Origin of the sequence: Kibdelosporangium banguiense (assembly GCF_017876405.1) — a bacterium.
Classification (GTDB): Bacteria; Actinomycetota; Actinomycetes; order Mycobacteriales; family Pseudonocardiaceae; genus Kibdelosporangium; species Kibdelosporangium banguiense.
Genome location: NZ_JAGINW010000001.1, coordinates 10,582,893 through 10,606,704 on the forward strand (window position 1 = coordinate 10,582,893; position 23,812 = coordinate 10,606,704).

Annotated in this window: 18 protein-coding genes and 1 pseudogene; 11 read left to right on the forward strand and 8 right to left on the reverse strand. The window is 66.9% G+C overall.

Going from position 1 to position 23,812, the window contains the following annotated elements:
* The first annotated feature begins 94 nt into the window (after nucleotides 1–94).
* Entirely contained in the window at nucleotides 95–1,540 is a 1,446-nt protein-coding gene (locus tag JOF56_RS47330) for an amidase (protein ID WP_209646047.1), read from the forward strand.
* Here the strand turns inward: JOF56_RS47330 and JOF56_RS47335 are convergent.
* Nucleotides 1,528–1,986: an Lrp/AsnC family transcriptional regulator gene (locus tag JOF56_RS47335; protein ID WP_209646048.1), complete on the reverse strand. Its 459-nt coding sequence runs from the start codon at nucleotides 1,984–1,986 to the stop codon at nucleotides 1,528–1,530. The two genes, JOF56_RS47330 and JOF56_RS47335, sit on opposite strands and share 13 nt — an antisense overlap.
* 57 nt (nucleotides 1,987–2,043) lie before the next feature.
* On the opposite strand from JOF56_RS47335, the gene JOF56_RS47340 reads away from it, so the two are divergent.
* Nucleotides 2,044–3,402: an NAD(P)/FAD-dependent oxidoreductase gene (locus JOF56_RS47340; RefSeq protein WP_209646049.1), complete on the forward strand. Its 1,359-nt coding sequence runs from the start codon at nucleotides 2,044–2,046 to the stop codon at nucleotides 3,400–3,402.
* Nucleotides 3,403–3,418: 16 nt separating this feature from the next.
* On the opposite strand, the gene JOF56_RS47345 is transcribed toward JOF56_RS47340, so the two are convergent.
* Both JOF56_RS47345 and JOF56_RS47350 read right to left on the reverse strand, forming a co-directional pair.
* On the reverse strand, nucleotides 3,419–4,777 hold the full coding sequence (locus tag JOF56_RS47345; RefSeq protein ID WP_209646050.1) for an MFS transporter: 1,359 nt from the start codon (nucleotides 4,775–4,777) through the stop codon (nucleotides 3,419–3,421).
* Nucleotides 4,778–4,809: 32 nt separating this feature from the next.
* Nucleotides 4,810–6,840 carry an NADH:flavin oxidoreductase gene (locus JOF56_RS47350; protein WP_209646051.1) on the reverse strand — a complete coding sequence of 677 codons (2,031 nt, stop codon included), beginning with the start codon at nucleotides 6,838–6,840 and terminating at the stop codon, nucleotides 4,810–4,812.
* A gap of 143 nt (nucleotides 6,841–6,983) precedes the next feature.
* On the opposite strand from JOF56_RS47350, the gene JOF56_RS60485 reads away from it, so the two are divergent.
* Nucleotides 6,984–8,525, forward strand: a complete 1,542-nt coding sequence (locus JOF56_RS60485; RefSeq protein WP_372448324.1) for an FCD domain-containing protein — start codon at nucleotides 6,984–6,986, stop codon at nucleotides 8,523–8,525.
* Nucleotides 8,526–8,751: 226 nt separating this feature from the next.
* Here the strand turns inward: JOF56_RS60485 and JOF56_RS60490 are convergent, their stop codons facing one another.
* Nucleotides 8,752–9,651, reverse strand: coding sequence for an AsnC family transcriptional regulator (locus JOF56_RS60490; RefSeq protein ID WP_209646053.1), 900 nt, complete (start codon nucleotides 9,649–9,651; stop codon nucleotides 8,752–8,754).
* A 172-nt stretch (nucleotides 9,652–9,823) separates the two neighbouring features.
* On the opposite strand from JOF56_RS60490, the gene JOF56_RS47365 reads away from it, so the two are divergent.
* Nucleotides 9,824–11,419 (forward strand): zinc-binding metallopeptidase family protein, encoded by a 1,596-nt coding sequence (locus JOF56_RS47365; RefSeq protein ID WP_209646054.1) that lies wholly within the window; start codon nucleotides 9,824–9,826, stop codon nucleotides 11,417–11,419.
* A 33-nt stretch (nucleotides 11,420–11,452) separates the two neighbouring features.
* Entirely contained in the window at nucleotides 11,453–12,745 is a 1,293-nt protein-coding gene (locus JOF56_RS47370; RefSeq protein ID WP_209646055.1) for a flavin monoamine oxidase family protein, read from the forward strand.
* A gap of 47 nt (nucleotides 12,746–12,792) precedes the next feature.
* Here the strand turns inward: JOF56_RS47370 and JOF56_RS47375 are convergent, their stop codons facing one another.
* The gene (locus JOF56_RS47375) at nucleotides 12,793–14,166 is read right to left on the reverse strand and encodes an APC family permease (RefSeq protein WP_209646056.1); all 1,374 of its coding nucleotides are present in this window, start codon (nucleotides 14,164–14,166) and stop codon (nucleotides 12,793–12,795) included.
* A 429-nt stretch (nucleotides 14,167–14,595) separates the two neighbouring features.
* Here JOF56_RS47375 and JOF56_RS47380 point away from each other — a divergent pair, with 429 nt between their 5' ends.
* From JOF56_RS47380 to JOF56_RS58970, 4 genes and pseudogenes are all read left to right on the forward strand, one after another.
* The gene (locus JOF56_RS47380; RefSeq protein WP_307855583.1) at nucleotides 14,596–16,089 is read left to right on the forward strand and encodes an APC family permease; all 1,494 of its coding nucleotides are present in this window, start codon (nucleotides 14,596–14,598) and stop codon (nucleotides 16,087–16,089) included.
* Nucleotides 16,086–17,741: an amidohydrolase gene (locus tag JOF56_RS47385; RefSeq protein ID WP_307855584.1), complete on the forward strand. Its 1,656-nt coding sequence runs from the start codon at nucleotides 16,086–16,088 to the stop codon at nucleotides 17,739–17,741. The genes JOF56_RS47380 and JOF56_RS47385 overlap by 4 nt, the downstream gene beginning before the upstream one ends.
* Complete coding sequence (locus JOF56_RS47390) at nucleotides 17,738–18,778, forward strand: agmatine deiminase family protein (RefSeq protein ID WP_209646057.1); 1,041 nt, start codon at nucleotides 17,738–17,740, stop codon at nucleotides 18,776–18,778. Before JOF56_RS47385 ends, JOF56_RS47390 begins: the two co-directional genes overlap by 4 nt.
* Nucleotides 18,779–18,908: 130 nt before the next feature.
* Nucleotides 18,909–19,376 (forward strand): annotated as a pseudogene (locus tag JOF56_RS58970) (nitrilase-related carbon-nitrogen hydrolase); the annotation flags it as partial.
* Between the two features lie 18 nt (nucleotides 19,377–19,394).
* On the opposite strand, the gene JOF56_RS58975 reads toward JOF56_RS58970, so the two are convergent.
* The 3 genes from JOF56_RS58975 to JOF56_RS47405 all read right to left on the reverse strand — a co-directional run bounded on the left by JOF56_RS58975 (nucleotide 19,395) and on the right by JOF56_RS47405 (nucleotide 21,752).
* Complete coding sequence (locus tag JOF56_RS58975) at nucleotides 19,395–20,123, reverse strand: 2-keto-4-pentenoate hydratase (protein WP_307855585.1); 729 nt, start codon at nucleotides 20,121–20,123, stop codon at nucleotides 19,395–19,397.
* Between the two features lie 94 nt (nucleotides 20,124–20,217).
* A complete protein-coding gene (locus tag JOF56_RS47400; RefSeq protein WP_209646059.1) occupies nucleotides 20,218–21,414 on the reverse strand; it encodes an NAD(P)/FAD-dependent oxidoreductase in 1,197 nt (398 codons plus the stop codon).
* Complete coding sequence (locus tag JOF56_RS47405; protein WP_307855586.1) at nucleotides 21,411–21,752, reverse strand: bifunctional 3-phenylpropionate/cinnamic acid dioxygenase ferredoxin subunit; 342 nt, start codon at nucleotides 21,750–21,752, stop codon at nucleotides 21,411–21,413. The genes JOF56_RS47400 and JOF56_RS47405 overlap by 4 nt, the downstream gene beginning before the upstream one ends.
* A 226-nt stretch (nucleotides 21,753–21,978) precedes the next feature.
* On the opposite strand from JOF56_RS47405, the gene JOF56_RS47410 reads away from it, so the two are divergent.
* Entirely contained in the window at nucleotides 21,979–22,842 is an 864-nt protein-coding gene (locus JOF56_RS47410) for an IclR family transcriptional regulator (RefSeq protein WP_209646061.1), read from the forward strand.
* A gap of 22 nt (nucleotides 22,843–22,864) precedes the next feature.
* Nucleotides 22,865–23,803, forward strand: coding sequence for a 3-carboxyethylcatechol 2,3-dioxygenase (locus JOF56_RS47415; RefSeq protein WP_209646062.1), 939 nt, complete (start codon nucleotides 22,865–22,867; stop codon nucleotides 23,801–23,803).
* Nucleotides 23,804–23,812: the final 9 nt, after the last annotated feature.

Below are 23,812 nucleotides of genomic sequence, written 5' to 3' on the forward strand. Positions count from 1 at the left end.
TCGTTGTAAACATGACACGATTCTACGCATCCAGCACTTGCTGACGTCAATATCTACGAATGCAGTCACCCGCACTGCGGAAGGAGTAGTCGTCATGCCTACCGACCACCTGTGGCAGTGGACCGCTGAGCGGATCGCCGCGAGCGTGCGCAGCCGCGAGATCTCCGCGACCGAGGCCACCCAGTCGTGCCTCGCCCGGATCCGTGAGGTCAATCCCGCGGTGAACGCGCTCGTCGACATCTCGGAAGCCGAGGCACTGGCCGCCGCGCGAACGGCCGACGACGCCGTGGCCTCGGGTGACACCCTGGGGCCGCTGCACGGCGTGCCGACCGCGATCAAGATCAATATGGAACAGGCGGGCTCGGCGACATCCGACGGCGTCGTCGCCTTCGCCCGCGACATTGCGGCGGCGGACTCACCCGTGGTGGCGAACCTGCGTGCGGCAGGCGCGATCTTCGTGGGGCGGTGCAACGCCCCGGCGTTCTCCATGCGGTGGTTCACCGAGAACGACCTGCACGGCCGGACCCTCAACCCCTGGGATACACAATGGACGCCCGGTGGCTCGAGCGGCGGATCGGCCGCTGCCGTCGCCGCGGGAATGCTGCCGCTGGCGCACGGCAACGACATCGCCGGCTCGATCCGCTATCCGTCCTATGCCTGCGGTGTGACCGGCATCCGGCCCACCGTCGGCCGGGTCCCCAACTGGACAGGCCCGGCCGACGCGGCGTCACCCGAGATACCCCTGTCGGTTCAGCTGATGGCGGTCCAGGGGCCGATCGCAAGATCGGTATCCGACCTGCGTCTCGCGCTTTCGGTGATGACCTCCCTCGAGCCGAACGATTCATCGTCCGTGCCGACGGGTCCCGGCCCACAGCCAGGCCGTCCGTACCGCGTCGGAGTCGTTCGTGACGTGGGCGTGGCTCCGGCCCATCCGCATGTCAGTGCCGCTCTCGACAAGGCGGCCGCATGGCTTTCCGAGGCCGGGTACCTCGTCGAGGAAGTCGAGGTTCCGCTGCTGGCCGAGGCACACCGGCTCTGGCAACTGCTCACGCTCCCCGACCTGCACACGTTGAAGTCCATCATGGACGAACTCGCTGACACCGCGGCACAGCGCGCGATGGAGTACTGCATCGAGGTGTTCACCGAGACATGGGGCGTCCAAGTCAGCCTGACCGCCTACACCGAGGGATGGGCACGGCGCGGGACCCTGATCGGGTCGCTCGGCCAGTTCCTCCAGGACTGGCCGATCCTGCTGACACCGGTCTCCGCCGAGCCGCCGGCCGAGCAAGGGGCCGACGTCGCGAGCGTCGATCGCGTGCGAGCCCTGGTCGCGGCGCAGTGGCCGCAGTTCGCCGTGCCGCTCCTGGGCGTTCCGGCTTTGGCCCTGCCCACGGGCATCGCCGACGGTCTGCCCACCGGCGTGCAGCTCATCGGCCCCCGCTTCGGCGAGGAGATCCTGTTCCGCGCCGCTACGGAGATCGAGAACCGTGCCGGAGCGATCACGCCCGTCACCCCGGTGACGGACCGTCACCAGCGGTAGGCGTCCTTGCTCAGCCGCAGGTAGACGAACGTCTCGGTGGAATTGATGTTCGGGTTGGACCGGATCCGCTCGGAGATCAGTTCGGCGAGGTGCTCGTCGTCCTCGCACACCACCTCGCAGAGCAGGTCGAACGATCCCGCGCAGGTCACCACGTACACGACCTCCGGCATCGCCGACAGCGCGTCCGCCACCGGCTCGACCGGACCCTGCACCTTCAGACCCACCATCGCCTGACGGAACCGGCCGACCTTCATCGGGTCGGTGACCGCGACGATCTGCATCACACCGGACTCGATCAGCTTCTGGACGCGTTGCCGCACACCGGCCTCGGACAGCCCCACCACCTTGGCGATGGCACCGTACGAGCGGCGCCCGTCCTCCTGCAGCTGCTCGATGATCCGCCGGGACACGTCATCGATTCCGTTGACGGCAAACGTCCTGCTCATGCGCGCATCATCTCAGTCACGACCCGCGGTCACCGAATCCACATCCGAAAGGTGGACATGACAGTCAACGGCAGCGTGTCCCACTGGCTCGCCCAACTAGGCCCACAGCCCCAGCGCCGGCCGGCGCTACCGGGCGACCGCACCGTCGACGTCTGCGTCGTTGGCGCTGGGTTCACCGGTCTGTGGACCGCGTACTACCTCAGCCGGGCGGATCCGGCACTGCGGATCGTCGTACTCGAAGCCGAGTTCGCCGGATTCGGCGCCTCCGGCCGGAACGGCGGATGGCTGGCCGGGTTGCTCCCCGGTTCGGCACGTCGCTGGGCGAAACTGCACGGCGCCGGACCCGTCCGGCAGTTGCAGGCCGCGGTGAACGAGACTGTCGACGAGGTCATCGCCGTCGCCGCGCGGGAATCGATCGACGCCGACATCGTGAAGGGCGGCGTCCTGGAGATCGCCCGCACGCCCGCGCAGGAGCAACGACTGCGGCTCCACGCAGCCGAGGATCCGGACACGCGGCTGCTGACCAGCGCCGAACAAGTGGACCGCATCCGGCTGACGAAATGCCTTGCCGCAGCGTGGAACCCGCACGGCGCACGTGTCCAGCCGGCGAAACTCGTCCGCGGACTCGCTGACGCCGTCGAACGCCACGGCGTGACAATCCACGAGGACACAGTCGTCACTCGGATCTCGCCCGGTCTCGTGACGACTCCGCACGGTACGGTCACCGCGCCCATCGTGCTCCGTGCCACTGAAGGCTTCACGACACGCCTACCCGGCTACCGGCGTGACTGGCTCCCGATGAACAGTTCGATGATCGTCACCGAGCCCCTGGACGAGGCATCCTGGACCGAGATCGGCTGGCACGGCGCCGAAACCCTCGGTGACGCCGCGCACGGCTACATCTACGCCCAGCGCACCGCAGACGGGCGTATCGCGATCGGCGGCCGTGGGATTCCCTATCGGTACGGCTCTCGGTTCGACGACAGCGGCCACACGTCTCCAGCCACCATCAACGCACTCCGTAAGACGCTGGCAGACCTATTCCCGCCGACCCGCGGAATCGACATCGCCCATGCGTGGTCCGGTGTGCTGGCCGTGCCGCGCGACTGGTGCGCCACAGTGGAACTGGACCACGCGAGTGGACTCGGCTTGGCAGGTGGCTACACCGGCCACGGCGTGGCGGCCAGCAACCTCGCCGGGCGCACCCTCGCCGATCTCGTGCTGCACCGCGAAACGCCGTTGACACGGCTTCCCTGGGTGGCGCACCGGACAAAGACCTGGGAACCGGAACCCTTGCGGTGGCTGGGCGTGCGTGGCCTGTACCTGGCGTACCGGCTGGCTGACCGGCACGAATCCGCCGGCGGCAGGACCTCCCCCATCGCGAGAGCCGCCGACTTCATCGCTCGCCGGCCATAGAACGCCGTTGGGCTGCTTACGGTCCGGTGTGGACGGTGGCGGCCTTGGTGCCCTTGCTCTGAATCATGGCGGCTTCGTGCAGGGCGAGGCCACGCGTCTCCGGCGCCCACAAGACCGAGATCGCGGCCCCGAAGAGGGTGATTCCCGCGGCCGCCAGCATGGTCCCGCCGATGCCCCAACCGGTGAGAGCCACCGGTACCAGGTAGGTGCCGACGGCGGCACCGATCCGGCTGAGCGAGGACGCGACACCGACGGCGGAACCGCGAATCTCGGTGGGGAACAACTCGTTGGGGTACACCCATTGCAGGATCTGCGTGCCGCCGATCAGCACCGCGTACGCCGCGAAGAGCGTCATGATCACCGCTACGGGCGCGTCGGGGAACACCCCAAGCGCCAACAGGGCCAGTCCTGCCCAGGCAAAGCTGTGGATGATCAACGCGCGACGCCCCAGCCGGTTGATCGCAAGCATCCCCGCGACACAGCCGACCAGGAACAGCACCGTGATCGCCGCGGCCCCGATGTTGGCCAGCCCTCCTTCAAGATTCAGCGCGCCGAGAATACGGGGCCCGAAGGCGTACACGGCGAACAGCGGCACGATCGAACAGGTCCAGAACGCGGAGATGAACAACAACCGTCCGCCGTAACCGGACCGCATCACCTTGCGCAGGTCGGTGTTCTCCTGTTCCTCGCGAGGCAGGTCCGACAGTCGCGCGTCAGGCCCGTAGACCTTGTGCAGCACCGCCTGAGCCTCTTCCAGACGGCCCTTGCTCACCAGCCATCGTGGTGATTCCGGAGTGCCCAACCGCAGCAGGACGATGATGGTCGCAGGCAGGGCGGCGCTGGCCAGCATCCATCGCCACGCATCCTCGCTTCCGTTGTGCAGCAGCACTTCACCGACGACGTAGGCCACAGCCGCGCCGAGGAACCACATCACGACCAGACCGCCGAGCAGTGGCCCTCGGTAGCGGCGGGGTGCGAACTCCGCCAGCAGTGAGGTCGCGATCGGATAGTCGGCGCCGACCGCCATGCCGATCAGCAGCCGCATCAGGAACAGCAGCCACACGTCGTCGGCCCAGAACTGGGCGACCGAGCAGACGATGATCGCGACGAGGTCGATCGTGTAGAGCAGCTGACGCCCGAACTTGTCGGTCAGATAGCCGCCCACGAAGGCACCGAGGAAGATCCCGATCAACGCCGACGCGCCGATCAGCCCCTCCCAGGACGCCGACAACCTGAGCTGCGGGGTTATCTGGGTCATGGCCACACCGATGATGCTCAGCACGTAGCCGTCCAGGAACGGCCCGCCGGCCGAGTACACCGCCAGCCGCTTGTGAAAGCCCGTCAATGGTGCGTCGTCAAGGACATTCGTCGACATTCCGGAACTCCTCGTCGTTGATCGGATGGCGGTCAGATGGCGCTGCACAGGCGGAAGGAATCGAGCACCGCGGCGTGGATGTTGCGACTGCTCACCGCGTCACCCACGCGGTAGAGACGGAACCGGCCGTCCCGGTTGTGAACCGGCGACTGGGGTGCCAGCGCCAGCAGATCCCTGGTGTCGATCTCACCCTGGTTGATCGACGCGTCCACCAGAGCGTCGTAGACGTCGGTCACCGGCATCGTTCCGTGCTCGATCACGATCGTGTCGGCGTACCGTTCGATGGCTCGGTGAGCACCGTCGACGACGAAGGTCGCCTTCAGCCGCCCATCGGCTCGTTCGATGCGCGCCAGGCGCCGCGCGGGGGTGATCGTCACGTCGTGATCAGCCAGCATCTGCAGATAGCCGGCCATCGTCAGTGCCCCGACATCCGGGGAGACGGTGCGCTCGGGAGTGACCAGCTCGATCGACGCCGCCGTGCTCGCGAGGGCTTCGAGCGCGTCGAGCGCTTGATGTCCGCCGTGGTCGTCGTACAAGAGCACGTCCCCGTGGGGCCGCACCGTTCCCGACATGATGTCCCAGCAGTCGACTGCGAGCCCGCTGCCTTCGGCCACGCCGATGTCCGGCAAGCCACCGGTCGCGATCACGATGGTGTCGAAACCCGCACTGGCCAGTTCGCCCGGCTCCACGAAGTGGTTCAGTTCGAAGTGGACATCGAGCCGTTTGCACTCCGCGATCCGCCAGTCGACGATCCCGATCAGATCACGCCGCCGGGGCGAGCGCGCGGCGAGCGCGATCTGGCCACCCAGACTGGGATTCGCCTCGAACAGAACGACGTCGTGCCCGCGCTCGCCGAGCGTCCTGGCCGCTTCCAGCCCTGCGGGCCCGCCTCCGACGACAGCGGTTTTCTGCGGCGCGGCAGCCTTCGCGACCCGATGTGGCAGGCGTAGTTCCCTGCCGGTGGACGGGTTGTGGGCGCAGTGAGCGGCCCCGGAGGTGTAGATGCCGTCAATGCACATGTTGGCGCCCACACACGGCCGGATCCGGTCCGTCCGCCCGGCCGTGATCTTGTTCGGCAGGTGGGGATCCGCCATCAACGCCCGCGTCATCCCCACCAGATCGACAAGTCCTTCGGCGATGGCGTACCGGGCGGTCGCCACGTCCCCGATCTTCGCGGCGTGCATGACCGGGACGTCGACGTTCTTTCTGACCCATCCCGCGAACTCCAGATGTGGCGCCGCAGGGGTGCCCATCGGCGGGATCACCCTGGCCAGTTCGGCGTCCGTGTCGATGAAACCCTTGATCACGCTGAAGAAGTCGATCCCGGCGGCGGTCAGCGAGTGCGCGATCTCGAGTGCTTCGCCGGGCTGCAGACCGTCGCTGCGGCCCTCGTCGAAGGTCATGCGAGCACCGACGATGAAGTCCTCGCCGACAGCCGCACGGATCGAACGGACGACCTGGAGCGGGAACCGCATGCGGTTGTCGAAGGTTCCGCCGTACTCGTCCTCGCGGCGATTGCGGGCCGGAGTCCAGAAGGCATCCAGCAAATGCCCGTACGCCATGAGCTCGACACCGTCCAGGCCTCCTTCCTTGCACCGCACGGCCGCCTCGGCGAAGTCGCTTGCGATGCGTTCGAGATCCAGCCGGTCGGCAGGGCGTGCGAACGCGCGGTGCGCGGATTCACGGACGGCACTGACCGACACGGCAGGAAGCCAGTCGTGGGTGTAGTTGCTCGTCCGGTGGCCGAGATGGGTCAACTGCGTCATCACAGCGGCGCCGTGCTCGTGCACATCGTCGGAGAGGCGTCGGAGCAACGGAACGACTTCGTCCTTGAACAGTTGCAGATTGCCGAATGCCGGGGCGCTGTCCGGGCTGACGATCGCGCTGCCACCGATCATCGTGAGCCCGACCCCGCCCCGCGCCTTCTCCACGTGGTACGCGCGGTATCGGTCGCCGGGCAAGCCGTCCTCGCCGTAGGCGGGTTCGTGTGACGTACTGACGATCCGGTTGCGAAGCGTGAGGTTCTTGAGGGTGAACGGACTTGTCAAAGGGTCTGCCGTCATCTGCCTCTCCCGGGGGACGCGGCGTCCGAGTGGTGCAGGTTCGCTGAACGTGGGAAAAGAATGTGGCGGCGGCGCTCCGCCCGGAAGTCCTGTGACCGAAGTCGCACCGGTATCGAGTCAACGAGTTACACTCTTGACTCCTGATGAACGATCCGTCTCTCGAAGCGCTGGCGCACCATTCAAATGACGAAGTGCGGCGGCGAGCCCGGCTCGTACTGGACACGCTGTCCTTAGGCCCCACGCGAGCCGCTCGGGTACACAACGTGACCAGACAAACCGCCGCGAAATGGACCGCCCGGTATCAGGCAGGCGGCATCGCCCGGCTGAGCCACCCCGCCCAGCACCGCCAGACGATGGAAGAGACACGCAAAGCCATCCTCACCGCGCCGCTGTGGATGCCCATCACCAAATGGTCGAGCCGCTCGATCGCTGACGCCCTCGGCGTCAGTCAGTCCTATGTGGCGCGCACGTGGGATCCCATGAGGTCCACTACGGACCTGACCAACGAACTGGCTGCCGAGATCCAGGGGTCCCGCCCAGGGCTCGTCGGTCTCCTGGTAACTCCGGACTACGCCGTCATCGTCTTCCAGCTCGCGAGAAACGCGGAGTCGTCCCAGCCCGCGCATGCCGGGCCCGGACTGCGACGGTCACTGCGAACGATTCTGGCGGCCGATCTGATCCGCGATCAGATCACTGAGACCGCAGACGTGAATACCTTCTGGGCAACGGTGAAAAGCACGGTCGAGGCGGACACCGCCATCATGGCCGTCGCATCAAAGACGGCTCCACTCCCCACCGAAGTCGCCCTTGGCCGGGCGTGCCGGAATGCCGATGATTGGCAGTCCCTCTTCTCGCTTTTCGTCAACTGGGCGGCATTCCTCCCGCCGCACTCCCTGCAGGAACTGGAGACCGAACTGCGCAAATGGGCGAGGGCACCTCGCCGGGAATTCGCCTGGGTGGTCCCCAGCACAACAGATCCGAACGGCGTCCGGGGGCCCACCCGATCAGCGATCCGTCACCACGGGCCGGAACGAGCCCTCGCGGATCAGATCATCGTCACGATCCGCCAGGGTGTCGCGGACGGCTTACTCGCGGGCGGTGACCGCATCACCGACCGGTATCTGGCCGGCCGGCTGCGGACGACTCGCGGCCAGGTGCGGACGGCGATGCGACTGTTGGAGAGAGATGGGCTCTTCACCGTCACGACGGGACACGCGGCGGTGGTCCCGGTACCGACGACGAACGATGTGATCGAGACATATGCCGCTCGGCGTGCGCTTGGCGCCATGGTGATCCGCGCGGCCGTCCGATGGTCCCCCGAGGCCCGCCAGTCGGTGATCCGATCCCTTGACGAGCTGAAGAACTACGCTTCGATCGGCGACGTCTACCGAACCGGTGCAGCCGACATCGACTTCCAGAACACTCTCGCCGAGGCCTCCGGACTGGTGCGCATCGCCCCCATGCTGCAAATTCTCGCGGACCATCTGCGCATGTTCATCGCCGTCATGGGGCTCGACTACGCCTACCCCATCGACGACATCGTGCGTGACGACCAAAGGATTTTCGCCGCCATCGACGCGGGCGACGGTGAGGCGGCCGTCGAACTGTGGCGAATCAAGATGAACGACGCGGTCGCATACATGCTCGCCCAGCTTCCGTCCGGGAAACAGCGGCACCAAGGGTGACGACGCCCCGGAGGCATGCCTGTCTGGGGCGCCCGGCACCACGGATGCCTGCCGGTCAGGGCAGGGTGCGGATCAGCGATCGTCGCGGCTACCTGCTCGTTGGAGACGTAGACGTTGACATAGGCGCCTTGGAAGAACCCGACTCGGGGAAGATCCGCCCGATCCCGCCCCCGCAGTGGCAGGATCGGTGACGGCGTGCGGAGAGGTCTGAGACATGTTCTAGTTCCTACCCCGCCTGGACGGCATCGTGGTGATACTGCTCGCGGAGAATGCGGACGTGCAGCCACTGATCGACGAACTGGACCTCGTCGATCTCCCTCAGCTCCAGCAAAAGGCGCTGTAGATCGGCAACACGGGAGAACGCGACAGTCGCGATGACGCTGTACCGGCCAACGGCCCGGGCGAGCAGTTCGAGGCCCGTCTCGGTGAGCAGCAAGTCCACGACAGCGTCGGTACTGCCTCGAACCACCACACCGAGTCCGAACACCAGGTCGCTGCCTGCGGCGTCACGGCCGTGCACGGCACCGATCTGCATCACCCCGGATTCAAGCAGGCTCTGGACGCGGCTACGAGCCGTGCTCGTGGACACGTTGACCCGCCGGCCCAGTTCCGCGTAAGCGAGCCGGCCGTCCTCCTGCAGCTCCCGGATGATCGCGAGATCGACCGGATCGATCGATCTCGCCAGCCCTTCCGGTTCCTCGCCGAGAAAGAAGCTGGCAATCATGTGCTCGTAGAGCGCGACCTCGACGTCCGTCACCCGCGGCACACCCCTGATCCGCTGGATCATGTCGTGCAACTCCTGCAGGCCGGCGAGGTGCAGCTCGAGGACGAGCTGGAAGCGACCCGTGGTCTCCGAGATGAACACCGGCTCGGACATGTCGATGAGCTCGTTCGCCACGGTGTCGACGCTCGACATGACGCGGACGCTGACGTGCGCGAGCACGTTGAGCCCGAGGAAGCGCGGGTGAACTGCCGCCGTAACTCGAAGTGAACCATCCTGGAACAGCGGAGCGAGCCGGCTCGCGATGATCGTGCGATCCGAGTTCAGCCTGCGGGCGATCTCGATGTAGGACGCCCGGCCGTCGCGACGCAGGATCGTCACGGCGTGCTCGGTGAGGTGGTCCACGAGCCCGAGGGTAAGTGGAGTCTTTCGCCTGGGGCAAACCGCGATTGTTCGACATGCGATGTCACGGGCAAGCACCGTGTGGCGAATATGCGGCATCAGGCCCACAGATTTGCAGATACTTCGGCCCTTCGGGGCGAATCGGCGTTCGACAGTGAGGGCCGGGCAGGGCAGCATGTCGGCGATTGACGACGTCCTGGAGGTTGATCAGATGAACGCGCCCGACACCGCCAAGAAGACCGCGCGTGAGTGGATCGACGTCAACCTCGAACGCCTCACCGATTGGCACACCGACATCTGGGAGCTGGCTGAACCCGCATGGCGGGAGTACGACTCCGCCGCGTGGTACGTCGAGCGGCTTCGCGCCGAGGGTTTCGACGTCGAAGCCGGGTCGGGTGGAATGCCCACCGCGTTCAGTGCGCGCTGGTCGAACGGATCCGGGCCCACCCTGCTCACCTATGCCGAATACGACGCGGTTCCAGGCAACTGTCAGGCAGCCGCCACGACAGAGACCCCGCGAGACGGTCTCAGCCGGTTCGCGCCCGGGCACACCGATCCGCACTCGGTGCTGGGGATCTCCACGCTGGCAGGTCTTCTGGCGACGAAGCACACGATGCAGGCGCACGGCATACCCGGAACGCTGAAGTACACCGGAGAGCCCGCCGAGAAGATGCACGGCTCCAAGGTCGTTCATGGACTGCGCGGGTACTACGACGATGTGGACGCGATCGTGAGCTTCCACCCGTTCTACATGCTTCCGCTGTGCAACACCGCCCGCTGGGACACGCAATGCGGTGCGTACTACAGCAAGGTCTACAGCTTTCTCTGCGATCACCCGGAGACCTGGCAGATCTCGGCCGACCCCCACTCGCCGATTCCCGCCTCACACTCGGCCGCCCGCGCTCCCGGGGCGAACGCGGCGCTCGTGCAGATGTACTCGGCGTCCCGGATCATGCAGGACGCGATGCTGCCCAGCGCGGGTGGCTGGAGCCTCTCCGACGCCATCCTGAGTGACGGACAGGCGACGGCGGACAACCTTCCCGCGCGCGTGGCACGGATCCAGTTCTCGTGGCGCACACCGGACATCGAAATGGCCGAGCGAGTACTGGAGGTCCTCGACCGCAACGCACGCAATGCCGCGGAGATGGCGCACTGCAGTCTGGAGGAGCGATGGATCGCTCGCAGCCGTCCCGGTCTGACCAACCACACGTTGGCTGAGGCGCTTTACGAGAACCTGGCGGAGGTGGGCGCACCGGCATACGGGCCTGAGGCGATCGCGACCGCCCGACAGATCCAGCGAAGTCTCGGTATCGAGCCGATGGAGCGGCCGTTCCTCGAGGAAACGGAACTGCTGATCAGCCCTCAGGACGCGGAGGCCGCGTTGCGAGCGCATATGCCAGCCTGGCAACAGAACTGGACGAGCGACGACTACGTCGAGATGACCCACTACGCGCCCACGGTGCGTTTCTATGTCGCTCGCCCGGCTCTCCGCCCGGATGCGGGCAGGGGCGCCTACCCGCCGTGGGTGATGAACGCACTCGGGGGAATTCCGGAGACGACCGGGCCGACCATCGTCGTCGCAGGCAAGACCGTCGCGGGAACGTTCCTCGACCTGTTCACGCGGCCGGAGGTCCTCGATCGCGCGAAGGCCGAGTTCCACGAACGGCGCGGCGCCGACCCGATGCCCGCCCTCCTCCCGGCTGACTTCGAACCTCCGATCGACATGCCCTGGCCCGAGTATCGAACGAACGGATCCGCCCGCCGGTGGTAGGGCCCACGGATCGACTGTCGCGGAGGAGAAATGGTGACCACGACTGACGTGGCCGTTGTCGGCGCCGGCTTCGCCGGCCTGGTGGCAGCTCGCGAGCTCGGCTGGCTGGGCCGGTCTGCGCTGGTTCTCGAGGCCCGCGACCGCATCGGAGGACGTGCTCTCACCGAGCACCGCTGGGGCTCGAACCTTGAGCTGGGCGGCACGTACGTGCATTGGTATCAGGCCCACATCTGGGCCGAACTCGACCGGTACCAGCTCACCGTCAAGCCTGGCGCGGCTGTCGCGGAGATCGCCTACTGGATCGCGGGCGGACGCCTGCACTCCGGCACGTTCGAAGAGTTGAGGGACTTCGCCGGGGACCGCGTCCGGGACGTCATGCGATCTTCGGTGAAGTACCTTCCCCGGCCGACGTCGGCACTCGGAAGCGAACGAATCAGGACAGTCGACGACGAGTCCGTCGTGCAACACCTGGATCGGATCGGCCTGACCGGGGCCGAGCGTGACCTGCTGGAAGGACTCATCGCCACGGATTTCAGCGGGTTGCCCGCCGAAGGCGCCATGAGCCAGGCGTTTCGCTGGTGGGCGTTCTCCAGCGGCGACTGGGATGTCCACTTCGATGTCGCGGGCGGATACAAGATCGTCGAAGGGACGTCCGAGCTGGCTCGGCGGATGCGCCACGACATCACCGCCGAAGTCCGCCTCGGCGCCGTCGTCACCCGGGTCGAGCAGGACGAGAACGGCGTGTCGATCAGCACCGCGGATGGCGAAATCGTGCGCTCCCAGCACGCGATCGTGACTGTCCCGCTCTCGGTTCTCGGCTCGATCGTGTTTTCACCCGATCTGAATCCCGCCAAGCGCGCCATGATCGCTGAAGGGCAGATGTCTCGCGGGACGAAGGTGTGGGCGCGCCTGCGCGGCGAGCTGCGACCCTTCCTGGCGATCGCACCGCCGACTGAGATCTTCACGATGTGCCAGGCGGAATACAGCCGTCCGGGCGAGACGATCGTCGCGTGCTTCGGGCCCGACGGCGGTCGAATCGATCCGGAGGACCGGGCGGGAGTCGAGAGCGCGATTCGGCTGTGGCTGCCTGACGCGGAGGTGATCTCGTCGTTCGGGCACGACTGGTGCGCCGACGAGTACTCTCGCGAGACCTGGCCGATGCTGCGACCCGGACAACTCACCAAGCATTTCGACGGACTCCGCGCCCCGGAAGGGCGTGTCCACATGGCAGGGTCCATCTACTCTGACGGCTGGGGCAGCTTCATCGACGGCGCACTGGAGACCGGGATCAGCGCGGCACGCCGAATCGACGAACAACTGAGGTGATCATTCTGACGGTCCACTGAGGACGACCGGAGTCCGCTGTCCCGGACTTACCGGTCGTCCTTCGGGTCGACGATGAACCGAGTCGCCCCTCGCGGCCGCAGGTACAGCAGGTCATAGGCGACAGCGATGAGGACAACACATCCGGTGATGATCAGGTCCCGCACCGCGGACTGAGTGATCGCGTAACCGACGGCACAGATCACGAACACCGGCACAGCCGGCCAGAGCGGCATCCGCCAGCCCTTGGTCGTCTTTCGTCGGGCGGCCAGTGCGGCGAGGGCGAGCAGTAAGTACACAAGGGACACCATCACTCCCGTGACACCCAGCAGTGCCTCGATGCCGGCGAACGCTGCCAGCAGCGCGCTGGGGATCGCGATGACCATCGTCGCGACGTACGGAGAGTTGAAGCGGGGATGCAGGCGGGTGAGAACCCGGTTGACTGCTTCCGGCCAGGCCTTGTCGCGCGCGGACGCGTAGATGACACGACCGCTCTGGAGCACCATCACGATGACAGCGTTGAGGATCGCGATCGCGACGCCGACGCTGATCGCGGCCGAGACACGGGTTCCGGCCCACTCGGTCACGAAGTCGGGGAACGTGTGACCAGCGAACTGGGTGACCGAGCCGGCGCCGATCACGAGGCCGATCGTCGGAACAACGATGATCACCGCACCGGCAAGGAGCGACCCGAACACCGCGACAGCGACGTTGCGCCGGGGATTGACGATCTCCTCCGCGAGGTAGGCGGCCGTTCCGAACCCGTTGGTCACGAACATCGCGACGGCGAGACCTGAGATCAGAATCCCTGCCGTGAACGGGGTCAGAGCCGATCCGTCGAGAGCCTGCGGCGCAACGATCTCCGTGATCGGACGCTGGGCGTGGCTGAAACCGAGATAGGCGACGACCGCCGCGGCGATGGTCTCGATCGCCAGGAAGCTGCTCGTCACCCAGGCGTTCGCCCGGAGGTTCAGAAGCGCGGCTCCCATCGCCAGGAGCATCACGATCGCCGCCGTCAGGGGACGGTCGAGGTTCACGATGGGAGCGAGGTAGTCGGCGGTCCCCAGGGCGATGATCGGAGGAATCACGATCATCATGCCCATCGCGAGGACGAAGGTGACCCAGCCGAACCGACGCCCGAGCGTGTGCGTGACCATCGCGTACTCCCCGCCAGAACTGGGAGTGCGAGTGCCCAGCTCCGCGTAACAGGCACCGACGCCGATGGAGACGACAACACCGGCGAGCAGCGTGAGGACGACACCGGATCCCTGAGTCGTCAGCAGCGACGGGACGATGATGAACAGACTCGACGCCGGTGTGATGCAGGACAGGGTGAGCAGAATCGCTGCCGTGACACCGAGGAGCGGCTTCAGGCCACCGCCGGTGGCTTCGTTCCCCGCGGGCGGAAGGGAGGTCTGCGCCATGGATCGTCCCTTCGAATCGGATGTCTTCGCTGCCCTCGGCCAGGCCTATGCAGGACGACGAGTAGGCGCATCGTTGAGCGATTCGTGGACAGCGTCAATCCACACCATGGGCAGTTCGCGGCGGAGGTCCGGCAAATCTGATGGGTTGTCCCGCTGGATGAGCGAAGACATGGCTCACGCGGCCGGACGGTGCCGAACATCTGCTCAGCCATGCCACCAGTACGACTGAGTTTGGAACAGGGCAGGCCGGCTTCGTCAGCGAGAGACGCTCCCGGATGAGCCCGAAGACGCCTTCGCGCCCTGCGCCAGACCGTGGTTACGGGTCGTTCCATTGAGTGCAACAGCTCGTTGACGGTCGGCTCGGCGCTACCCACGCTATCCGAATGCTATTCGTCTAGCTGTCCGGCGGCCCAGAGAGGATCGAGAACGGTGACATCCAATCCCCAGCCTGCGCCCGCTCACGACGCACCCCAGGCTCAGAGCGGCTCCCCGGAGCGCGTCAAGGTCTCGATGCTCGGTACGGGATCCATAGTCTTCCTGGTGGTCGCCGCGGCCGCACCGCTCACCGTGATGGCGGGCGTCGCGCCACTGGCGATCTCGATCGGCGGGGTCGGGGCACCGGTCGCCTACCTGATCGCCGGTGCGGTCCTGGCCACCTTCGCGACCGCCTTCACCACCATGACCAAGCACGTCGGCAGTGCCGGCGCGTTCTATTCGTATGTCTCAAAAGGTCTCGGCCGGACCTGGGGGCTGGCGGCTGCGCTGCTCGCGTTGCTTTCCTACAATGGACTGCAGATTGGCGTCTACGGTCTGCTCGCGGTACAGGTGCGGCAGAGTCTGGCGGAGCTGTTCGGTATCACGGTGCCATGGCCTGTCGTCGCGGTGGCCGCGGTCGCTCTCGTCCTGCTTGTCGGCTGGTTCGGCATCGAGGTGAACGCCAAGGTGCTCGGTGTCCTCCTGGTGGCTGAGACGGCAATCCTGGCGCTGATGGCCTTCGGTGTCCTGTTCAAGGGTGGTGCCGGTGGGCTGGACGGGGTTTCGTTCACGCCCTCCGCCGCGTTCGCCCCCGGCATGGCTGCCGCCATCGGGATCGGTTTCGCCGCCTACATGGGTTTCGAATCGACCGCCTTGTACCGCCGGGAGGCCCGTCGTCCCGAGCGGACGATCCCACGCGCGACCTATCTGGCAGTCGGGTTCATGGCGATCTTCTACGCCTTCGTCACCTGGGCCGCGATCCAGGCCTACGGATCGGCTGACGCGGTCGGCGTGGCGACCACGAACGCACCGGGAATGTTCTTCGGCATCATCGAACGCTATGTCGGTGGCTGGGCCGGCACGGCGATGAACCTGCTCATCGTGACCAGTGTCCTCGCCGCACAGATCGCGTTCTACAACGCGATCACCCGGTACATGTTCGTCCTGTCCGCCGAGGGAGTCCTCCCCGCGTGGGTCGGCGTGCTGCACCCGCGGCACGGCTCACCCAACCGCGCCGGCATCGTCCAAAGTGTCCTCGCACTGGTGGTGATTCTCGCCTTCGTGGTGGCGAAAGCGGATCCCTACCAGGGGCTGCTGCTGTGGGTCAACTCCCCCGGCGTGGTCGGCATCCTGGTGCTGGAAACCCTGACCGCCGTCGCAGTCGTCGTGTATTTCCTACGTCGCAACCGCGCTGCCATGACACGACGCGCGGTCATCGCCGGGACCGTGTCGGCGATCCTGCTCGCTGCCGCGACCTATCTGGTCGTCGACCACATCGCACTTTTCACCCAGTCCGGGCCGATGGTGAACGCCGTACTGCTCAGCCTGGTGCCACTGTCCCTTGTGGCCGGAGCCGTCATCGCCCTGCGACTGCGGGTGCGTCGTCCCGACGTCTACGCACGGATCGGCGAGGGCGACGCGGGCGACGTGGGAAAGGACGCACTGTGACAGGAGGCGGATTCGCGGAGCTGATCGTGCTGGCCGACCGTGTGCACACCCTGACGGACGAAGCGAAGCCGGTCGAGGCGATCGCCGTGGCCGGCGGCCGGATCACCGCGACCGGCACCCGGGCCGACATCCGGGACTGGCGTGGTGAAGGGACCGAGGTCATCGATCTCGGCTCCGCCACCGTCACTCCTGGACTGGTCGACGGTCATGCCCATCCCGTCATGGGGCTCGCCCTCACCCGGGGAGTGGATCTGTCCGAGGTGACTTCGGTCGACGGTCTCATCGTCACGCTGCGAAACGCCGCACAACGATTGACGCGCGACGAGTGGCTGCTCGGCTGGGGTCTCAACCCCATTGTCTTCGACGGAACACCCGTCACGGCCGAGCCTCTCGTGCGGGCCGTCGGTCCCCACGTCCCGGTGTTCCTATGGTCGTTCGACGCGCACTCCGCACTTGTCAGTCCCCGGGCCCTGGAGATCGCAGGTGTGGACGGGACGCGCGACTTCGCCTCCAGCGCACGCATCGTCTGCGACTCCAGCGGGTGCCCCACGGGACACCTGCTGGAGCGCGAAGCCATGACCTTGGTGCAGGACGTACTGCCGAGCGAGACGTCAGCCGAGCGGCTCCCCCGCCTGCTGAAGCTTCTCCACGGCATGGCGGCGACCGGCATCACCGCGGGAAACGCCATGGATTTCGAGGGCGACGCACACGATCTGATGAAAGCGGCCGAGGACAGTGGTGATCTGCCAGTGCGATGGCGGTTCGCTCCGTTCGTCATGCCCGGATCCACCTCCGCCGACCTCGACCACGTCCTCGATCAGCAGCGTCGGGCTGGACGCCGCTGGCGGGTGGACGGCGCCAAGTTCATGATCGACGGCACGATCGACGGCGGGACCGCCTGGCTCGCCGAACCCGACAGCGAAGGGGAATGCACTGCACCGCTCTGGCCGGATCCGGCTGAATACACCGCCGCGGTGAACTTCCTGGCCCGCCGAGGCGTGCCGACGGTGACGCACGCGATCGGCGACGCCGGAATCCGGTACGTGCTCGACACTCTGGCAGGCCTGCCCCGCCCATCCCGGACGCCCCATCGCATCGAGCACCTCGAGACCATGCCCGCCGAGCTCCTACCGCGGTTCCAGGCCCTCGACGTGACTGCGAGCATGCAGCCGACCCACTGCACGCATTACACATGCGCCGACCAGTCCGACAACTGGTCACGCCGACTGGGCAGCCAGCGCGCGGGCCGCGCGTTCCGCTGCCGCGACCTGCGTACGCACGGCGCCCGGCTCACCCTCGGCTCCGACTGGCCCATCGCACACTTCGATCCTCGAAGCATCATCGCCGCAGCCCAGCTGCGCCGCCCGGCACAACACGCGGACATCGACCCGGTGCTCCCCGACCAGGGCCTCACCGCATTGATGGCGCTGGAGGGGTACACCACGCAGGCTGCGGCCGCCGCGGGACTGGCCGACTGCAGCGGCCGGATCGCGCCGGGTTTCCGCGCCGACCTCGCCGCGTTCGTCCTCGATCCGCTCAGTGCCTCCCCCGACGAGTTCGCCGAGTCACCCGTCGAACTGACCGTCGTGGACGGCCAAGTGGTCCACCGGGCGGAAGCCGCCTCTGCAGCACTGCCCCGGGTTGCGCGATGAAGCGCGACAGCAGAATGCCCGCTGAGGCGGAGCCGCACGAGCGTACGTGGATGGCGTTCCCGCCACCAAACCAGACGTTCGGGGAGGAAGACTCGCCGACGCTCGCCGAGGCGCGCCGGGTGTGGGCCGAGGTGGCCAACCTCGTGGCGCGCTACGAACCGGTCACCCTCGTGGCCGGTGTAGGGCAGGCAGGTGCTGCGCGGTGTCTTGTGCGGCCCGAAGTCGACGTCGTCGAGATCCCGATCGATGACGCGTGGATGCGGGACATCGGCCCGACCTTCGTCCACGACCAGCATTCGCCGACCGGGCTGACGGCGGTCGATTGGCAGTTCAACGGCTGGGGCGCCCAATCGTGGGCCGTTTGGGGACGTGACAAGCATGTCGCGGCCGAAGTCGCCGCCCTGGCCAGTCATCCCTGCCACAGGTCCACATTGACCACCGAGGGCGGCGGCCTGCACGTGGACGGTGAAGGGACTGTGCTGCTGACGGAAACAGTGCAGCTCGACAACGCACGCAACCCGGGGTGGACAAAGGAACAGGTCGAGGCCGAAGTACACGCGCGCCTCGGAACGACAACGGCTCTCTGGCTTCCGCGTGGACTGACACGTGACTACGGCGAATTCGGCACCCGCGGGCACGTCGACATCGTGGCCGCGCTCCTGCGCCCGGGTGTCGTGGCTGTGCACCACCAGACAAACCCGGCGCACCCCGATCACGAAGTATCCAAAGAGATCATCGAACTGCTGGCCACGAGTGTCGACGCTCGTGGCCGTCGGCTCCAGGTGGTCGAGTTGCCCGCGCCCACGGTGCTGGAGGACGGGGGAGAGTTCGTGGACTACTCCTACATCAATCACTACGTCGCCAATGGCGTCGTAGTGCTGTGTGCCTTCGACGACCCCAACGACGCTCTGGCCGCCGACATCCTTCGCAACGCCTACCCGAACCGGACGGTAGAACTTGTTGATGCCCGGCCGATCTTCGCCAGTGGGGGCGGGGTCCACTGCATCACCCAACAACAGCCCCGATCGACGTTGTGAGGAAGCCATGCGCCTGATCACCTCCGCACCACATGAGTCACCAGCGCGTGTGCGCCCCAGCACCCGGCCGCCGCTCACCGTTGGCGTGGTACAGACACGCTGGCACGCCGACCCCGCCGAACACCTCGCCATGCTGAACGACGGAATCCGCACCGCCGCCAACGCCGGAGCACACGTCGTGTTCCTCTCCGAACTCACCCTCGCCCGCTACCCCGCGGACCGGATCCCCGATGGCGATGCGACCGCGTCCGCGGAGGACCTGACGACCGGCCCCACCTACGCGTTCGCAGCAGCCGCAGCAGCCGAACACGGTATCGCCGTGCACGCGTCACTGTTCGAACGCGCCGACGGCCCTGACGGACTCGGGTACAACACCGCGATCCTCGTCGCACCCGACCGCTCTTTGCTCGGCCGGACCCGGAAAATGCACATCCCCATCACCGCCGGCTACTACGAGAACCGCTACTTCCGGCCCGGCCCCACCGACGGCGAGCCCTACACCGTCGTCGATCTTCCCGGCGACCATGAAGCCCGCCTGGGGCTACCGACGTGCTGGGACCAGTGGTTTCCCGAACTCGCCCGGCTCTACTCGCTCAACGGCGCCGACATACTGGCCTCATCCCCGTTCCCTTCGTCCCGAGAACCCGACCGACACCGTCCCCAGCCCGCACAGCGACGCCGTGAACTCACTGTCCGGCCCGGCTTCGACCATCGGCCCCAAGGCCCCGGACAGCACGACTTCTCCCGCCCGGAGCGGTGATCCCAGTGCCTGACAGGTTCGCGCCAGCCACAGCACGGCCCGCACTGGATCACCCAGACACGCCGAGCCCACGCCCTTGCTGACGACAACGCCGGTGCCGTCAGCCAACTCCATCCGCACTCCGGTCAGATCACGCCCGTCGAGCGCATGGCGCTCCGCGCCCAGCACGTACAACCCGCTCGACGCGTTGTCCGCGACGGTGTCGACGAAGGTGATGTCCCAACCGGCGATCCGGCTGTCCACGATCTCCAGCGCCGCCACGACGTACTCAGTCGCCGCTCGAACGGCGACCTCGTCGAGGTCCGGTCCGTCGAGATCCGATCCGAGGACGAAAGCGATCTCCGTCTCGATCCTCGGCTGTAGCAACAGGCCTGGATCAGCCACTCCGGCGGCCGGGACCGCCATGTCCTCGAAGAGCACCCCGAAATCCGGCTGGTCCACCCCCAACTGCCGCTGCACCGCCGGCGATGTCAGCCCGATCTTGCGCCCGCTGATCCGCCGCCCGCCGGCCAGCGCCACATCGGTGAGGATTTTCTGTACCGCGTACGCTGTCCTCGCGTTGCCGTCCGGAAGCACATCACGCACGGGTGCGCAGGGAGTGCGGGTCCGGGAAGCTTCGAGTAACCGCTGAGCGGCCTCCTCAACGCCCGAAGACCGGGTATTCGACATGGGCGTCCTTTCAACGGGCCAGTTTTCTGAGATTGGTCGTGGGATCTGCGAGCTCGGCGGGATCAACCTGGCGGCGTCGCTCAGCGATGCGGCGGGCGGCGCGTACTGTCGTGCTGTCGTCGATCGCCGCGGCGCCAACGAGATATCCGGCCGCGTTGATGTGCAGTGCGGCCCATGGGCCGCCGGGCCGGCCGCGCAGCACGGTGGTACCGAGGCCGCGGAGGCGTCCGAAGGCTTCGACATGGACTCCGTGCCGGTCCGACCAGAACCATGACGACACTTGCGGTTCCACCTGCGCACCGAGAATGGCGGCGGCGGCCCGCTCCCCGGATTGGCGCGCCGCTTCCCAGTGTTCGCCGCGCCTGGTCAGGGTGCCGTCGGCGAGTCGCACGCGAGCGGAGTCACCGACCGCGTAGACCGCCGGGTTCGAGGTGCGCCCATTGGCGTCGACGACGATTCCGTCGCAGGTGGCCAAGCCTGCGGCCGAGGCCAGACCGATGTCGGGGACACCACCGACCGCGGACAGGACGGTGTCCGCCTGCAGAGCGGTGCCATCTGCCAGGACGACGGCATAGCGCGAGCCGTCGCGTCTGATCTCGCCGGCCTGTCCGGTGATGACCCGGATCCCGGCCTTGCGGTGCATGTCGTGCAGGTAGGTGGCGAGGTCCCGGCCAACGGCGGGCACGAGCGGCGTTTCCACCGGATCGACGAGTGTGACTCGCAGACCGAGCCGGTGTGCGGTCGATGCCACTTCGGCTCCGATGAGTCCCGCCCCGACGATGACGAGTTCGCGATCCGGCTGCAGATCCTCGCGAAGCCGCCGGGCATCTGCGACGGTGCGCAGCGACCGGACTCCAGGCAGATCGGCACCGGAGATCGGCAGCCGGCGTGCCCGGCTCCCCGTTGCCAGCACCACGCGATCCGCACGAATGGTCTCCCCTGAGACGAGCTCGACGTCGGGGCGCAGGGCAACGACGCTGTCCTTCAGCACCTCCACCTTGTTTTCGGCGTACCACTCGGCGGAAGCGAGCAGCAGCCCCTCCTCGGTTGTCTCGCCGAGGAGGAAGGTTTTGCTCAGCGGTGGCCGGTCGTAAGGCAGTGGCGCGGGGTCGACGATCGTCACCGAGCCTTCGAAGCCGAGCTCACGCAGCCGGCGAGCGGTGCTCAAGCCGGCCAGGCCGCCGCCGACGACCAGCACGGTGTTCATGCGTCGACCGCGAGGTTCGGCGTGAGCCACACAGCGCCGTCCCGGACCTCGACCCGATGAGTCCGAACAGCTCGTGTGGCCGGCAGGCAGAGAGCTTTGCCGGTGAGTAGGCAGAACTTGGCCGCGTGCACCGGGCACTCGACCTCCTTGCCCTCGATCCAGCCGTCGGCGAGCGAGGCGGTCTCGTGGGTACAGGTGTCGTCGAGCGCGTAGAAGCCGCCGCCGCCGCTGTGGAAGATCGCGATGTCGTCCGGCGTTCCGGCGGTCTTCGCGTCGACAGTGATCGCGTCGCCTTCATCGATGTCGTCGACGGCGGCCACCCTGATTTCCTGCGACACGGGCGGTCCCTCCTCTGTCGTTGTCCGGACCCATGGCACACCCGCGTACCGGCTTGGGCCAGCGCTCGTGTCGCAGGGTGAAACCCGGGCGGCATCGACCCGCGGTCCGGCGTGGCTTGTGACCATGCCTGTTCAGCAGCTACTCTCCCATCACGTTTGACAAAGAAAAATTATTTTCCATAGTCAAAAATTATCTCAGTCACACATGATCTCAAAGGGGTCGACGATGACTCTTGAGGTGTTGCAGACGGCGACCGGGCACGAGACCACCATCGGCGGCTCCCATCGGGACGCCGGGACCACGAACACCGTGAATCGGGCGATCGCCCTGCTCAACTCCTTCGAGCCGGAGGACCCCAGGCTGAACCTGACCCAGCTCGCCGAGCGGACCGGACTGTCGAAGTCCACCGCGTTGCGCATGCTCAACACACTGCGAGGAGCCGGCCTGGTGGCCCGGTCGGGCAATACCTACACCCTCGGCGAACGACTCGTCATGCTGGCGGCGATCGCCTCGGGCGCAGGCGAATCCGGCCCCACGGAGCAGTTGCGCGAGACCGCCATGCCCTTCCTGCAGGACTTGTTCGCGACCACGGGTCAAACCGTGCACCTCGCCGTGCTTGAGGGCACCGACGTCCTGTACCTCGAGAAGCTGTTCGGGCACCGGCGCACGAAGACCCCGTCACGGGTGGGCGCGAGATGCCCGGCGATCAGTACCGCCGTCGGCAAGGCCATTCTCGCGCACAGCAGCGGTGTGGTGCTCGATAACGTCACGCGTAACCTCCGGCCGATCACCGCCTACACGCTGGCGAGCCCGCCTGCTGTGATCCATGCGTTGCGGCGAGTGCAAAACGAAGGCTTCGCTCTGGACAACCAGGAGGCCGCCATCGGCCTGACCTGCGGGGCCGCACCCATTCTCACCCGTCGTGACGGCTGCGTCGCCGCCGTGTCGGTCGCCGGGTCGCTCACGGACTTCGATCCCCGGCGCGCCGCGCCGGCCATCCGTCGCACGGCGGTCAACATCGGTCTGGCACTCGACGCCGCCCAGGTCGACCCTTCCCAAGGCAGCATCATCAAGGCGTGCTCCGCCTGACGAATCCGAAAAGGAGCCGACGATGAGCCTGGCGCTCGTCTGCATGTCACACAGCCCTCTGTTCAGTGCCGGGGAGCCACCGGACGAGATTCGTGCCGATGTCGAGGCCGCGGTGTCGGTGGCGCGTGAGTTCGTCGACGAGTACGACCCCGAGCTCGTCGTCGCCTTCGCCCCTGACCACTACAACGGCTTCTTCTACGAACTGATGCCCCAGTTCTGCATCGGCTTGGCGGCTTGCGGGGTCGGAGACTTCGGCAGCGACACGACCCCCTACCGGGTTCCAGCCGAGGCCGCGGAGCTCGCCGAGGCGGTCATCACCGCGGGCGTCGACGCCTCGGTTTCGCTGCAGATGCAAGTCGATCACGGCGCGGTTCAGCCATTGGAGCTGCTGTTCGGTTCGGTGGCCGCCAAGCCGGTCATCCCCGTCTTCGTGAACTCCGTGGCGCCGCCCTTCGCGCCGATGCAGCGGGTGCGCCTGCTCGGTGAGGCGGCCGGACGCTACCTCACGACCCTCGACAAGCGCGTGCTGCTGATCGGTTCGGGCGGCTTGTCGCACGATCCGCCCGTGCCTCAGCTGAACACGGCGACCGAGCAGCAACGGGCTTTGTTGCTGAACGGACGCAATCCCAGTCCGGAGGTCCGCGCCCAGCGCGAGCAGCGGGTCAAGGCTGCCGCAGTGGCCTTCGCCGCGGGTGAGGCGGACATCCAGGATCTCAATCCGGAGTGGGACAGGGCATTCCTTCAGGTCTGCGCCTCAGGGGTGACGCGTCGTTTCGATGACTACCGGGCAGCGGATATGACCGAGGCTGCTGGGCATTCCGTACACGAGGTTCGCACGTGGGTGGCTGCCTACAGCGCCCTCAGCACGGCTGGCGCCTACCGCGTCACCAGTTCCTACTACAGACCGATCCTGGAGTTGATCGCCGGCTTCGCGGTCACCACCGCTCGGCCTGTCACGTAGCAGACCTGT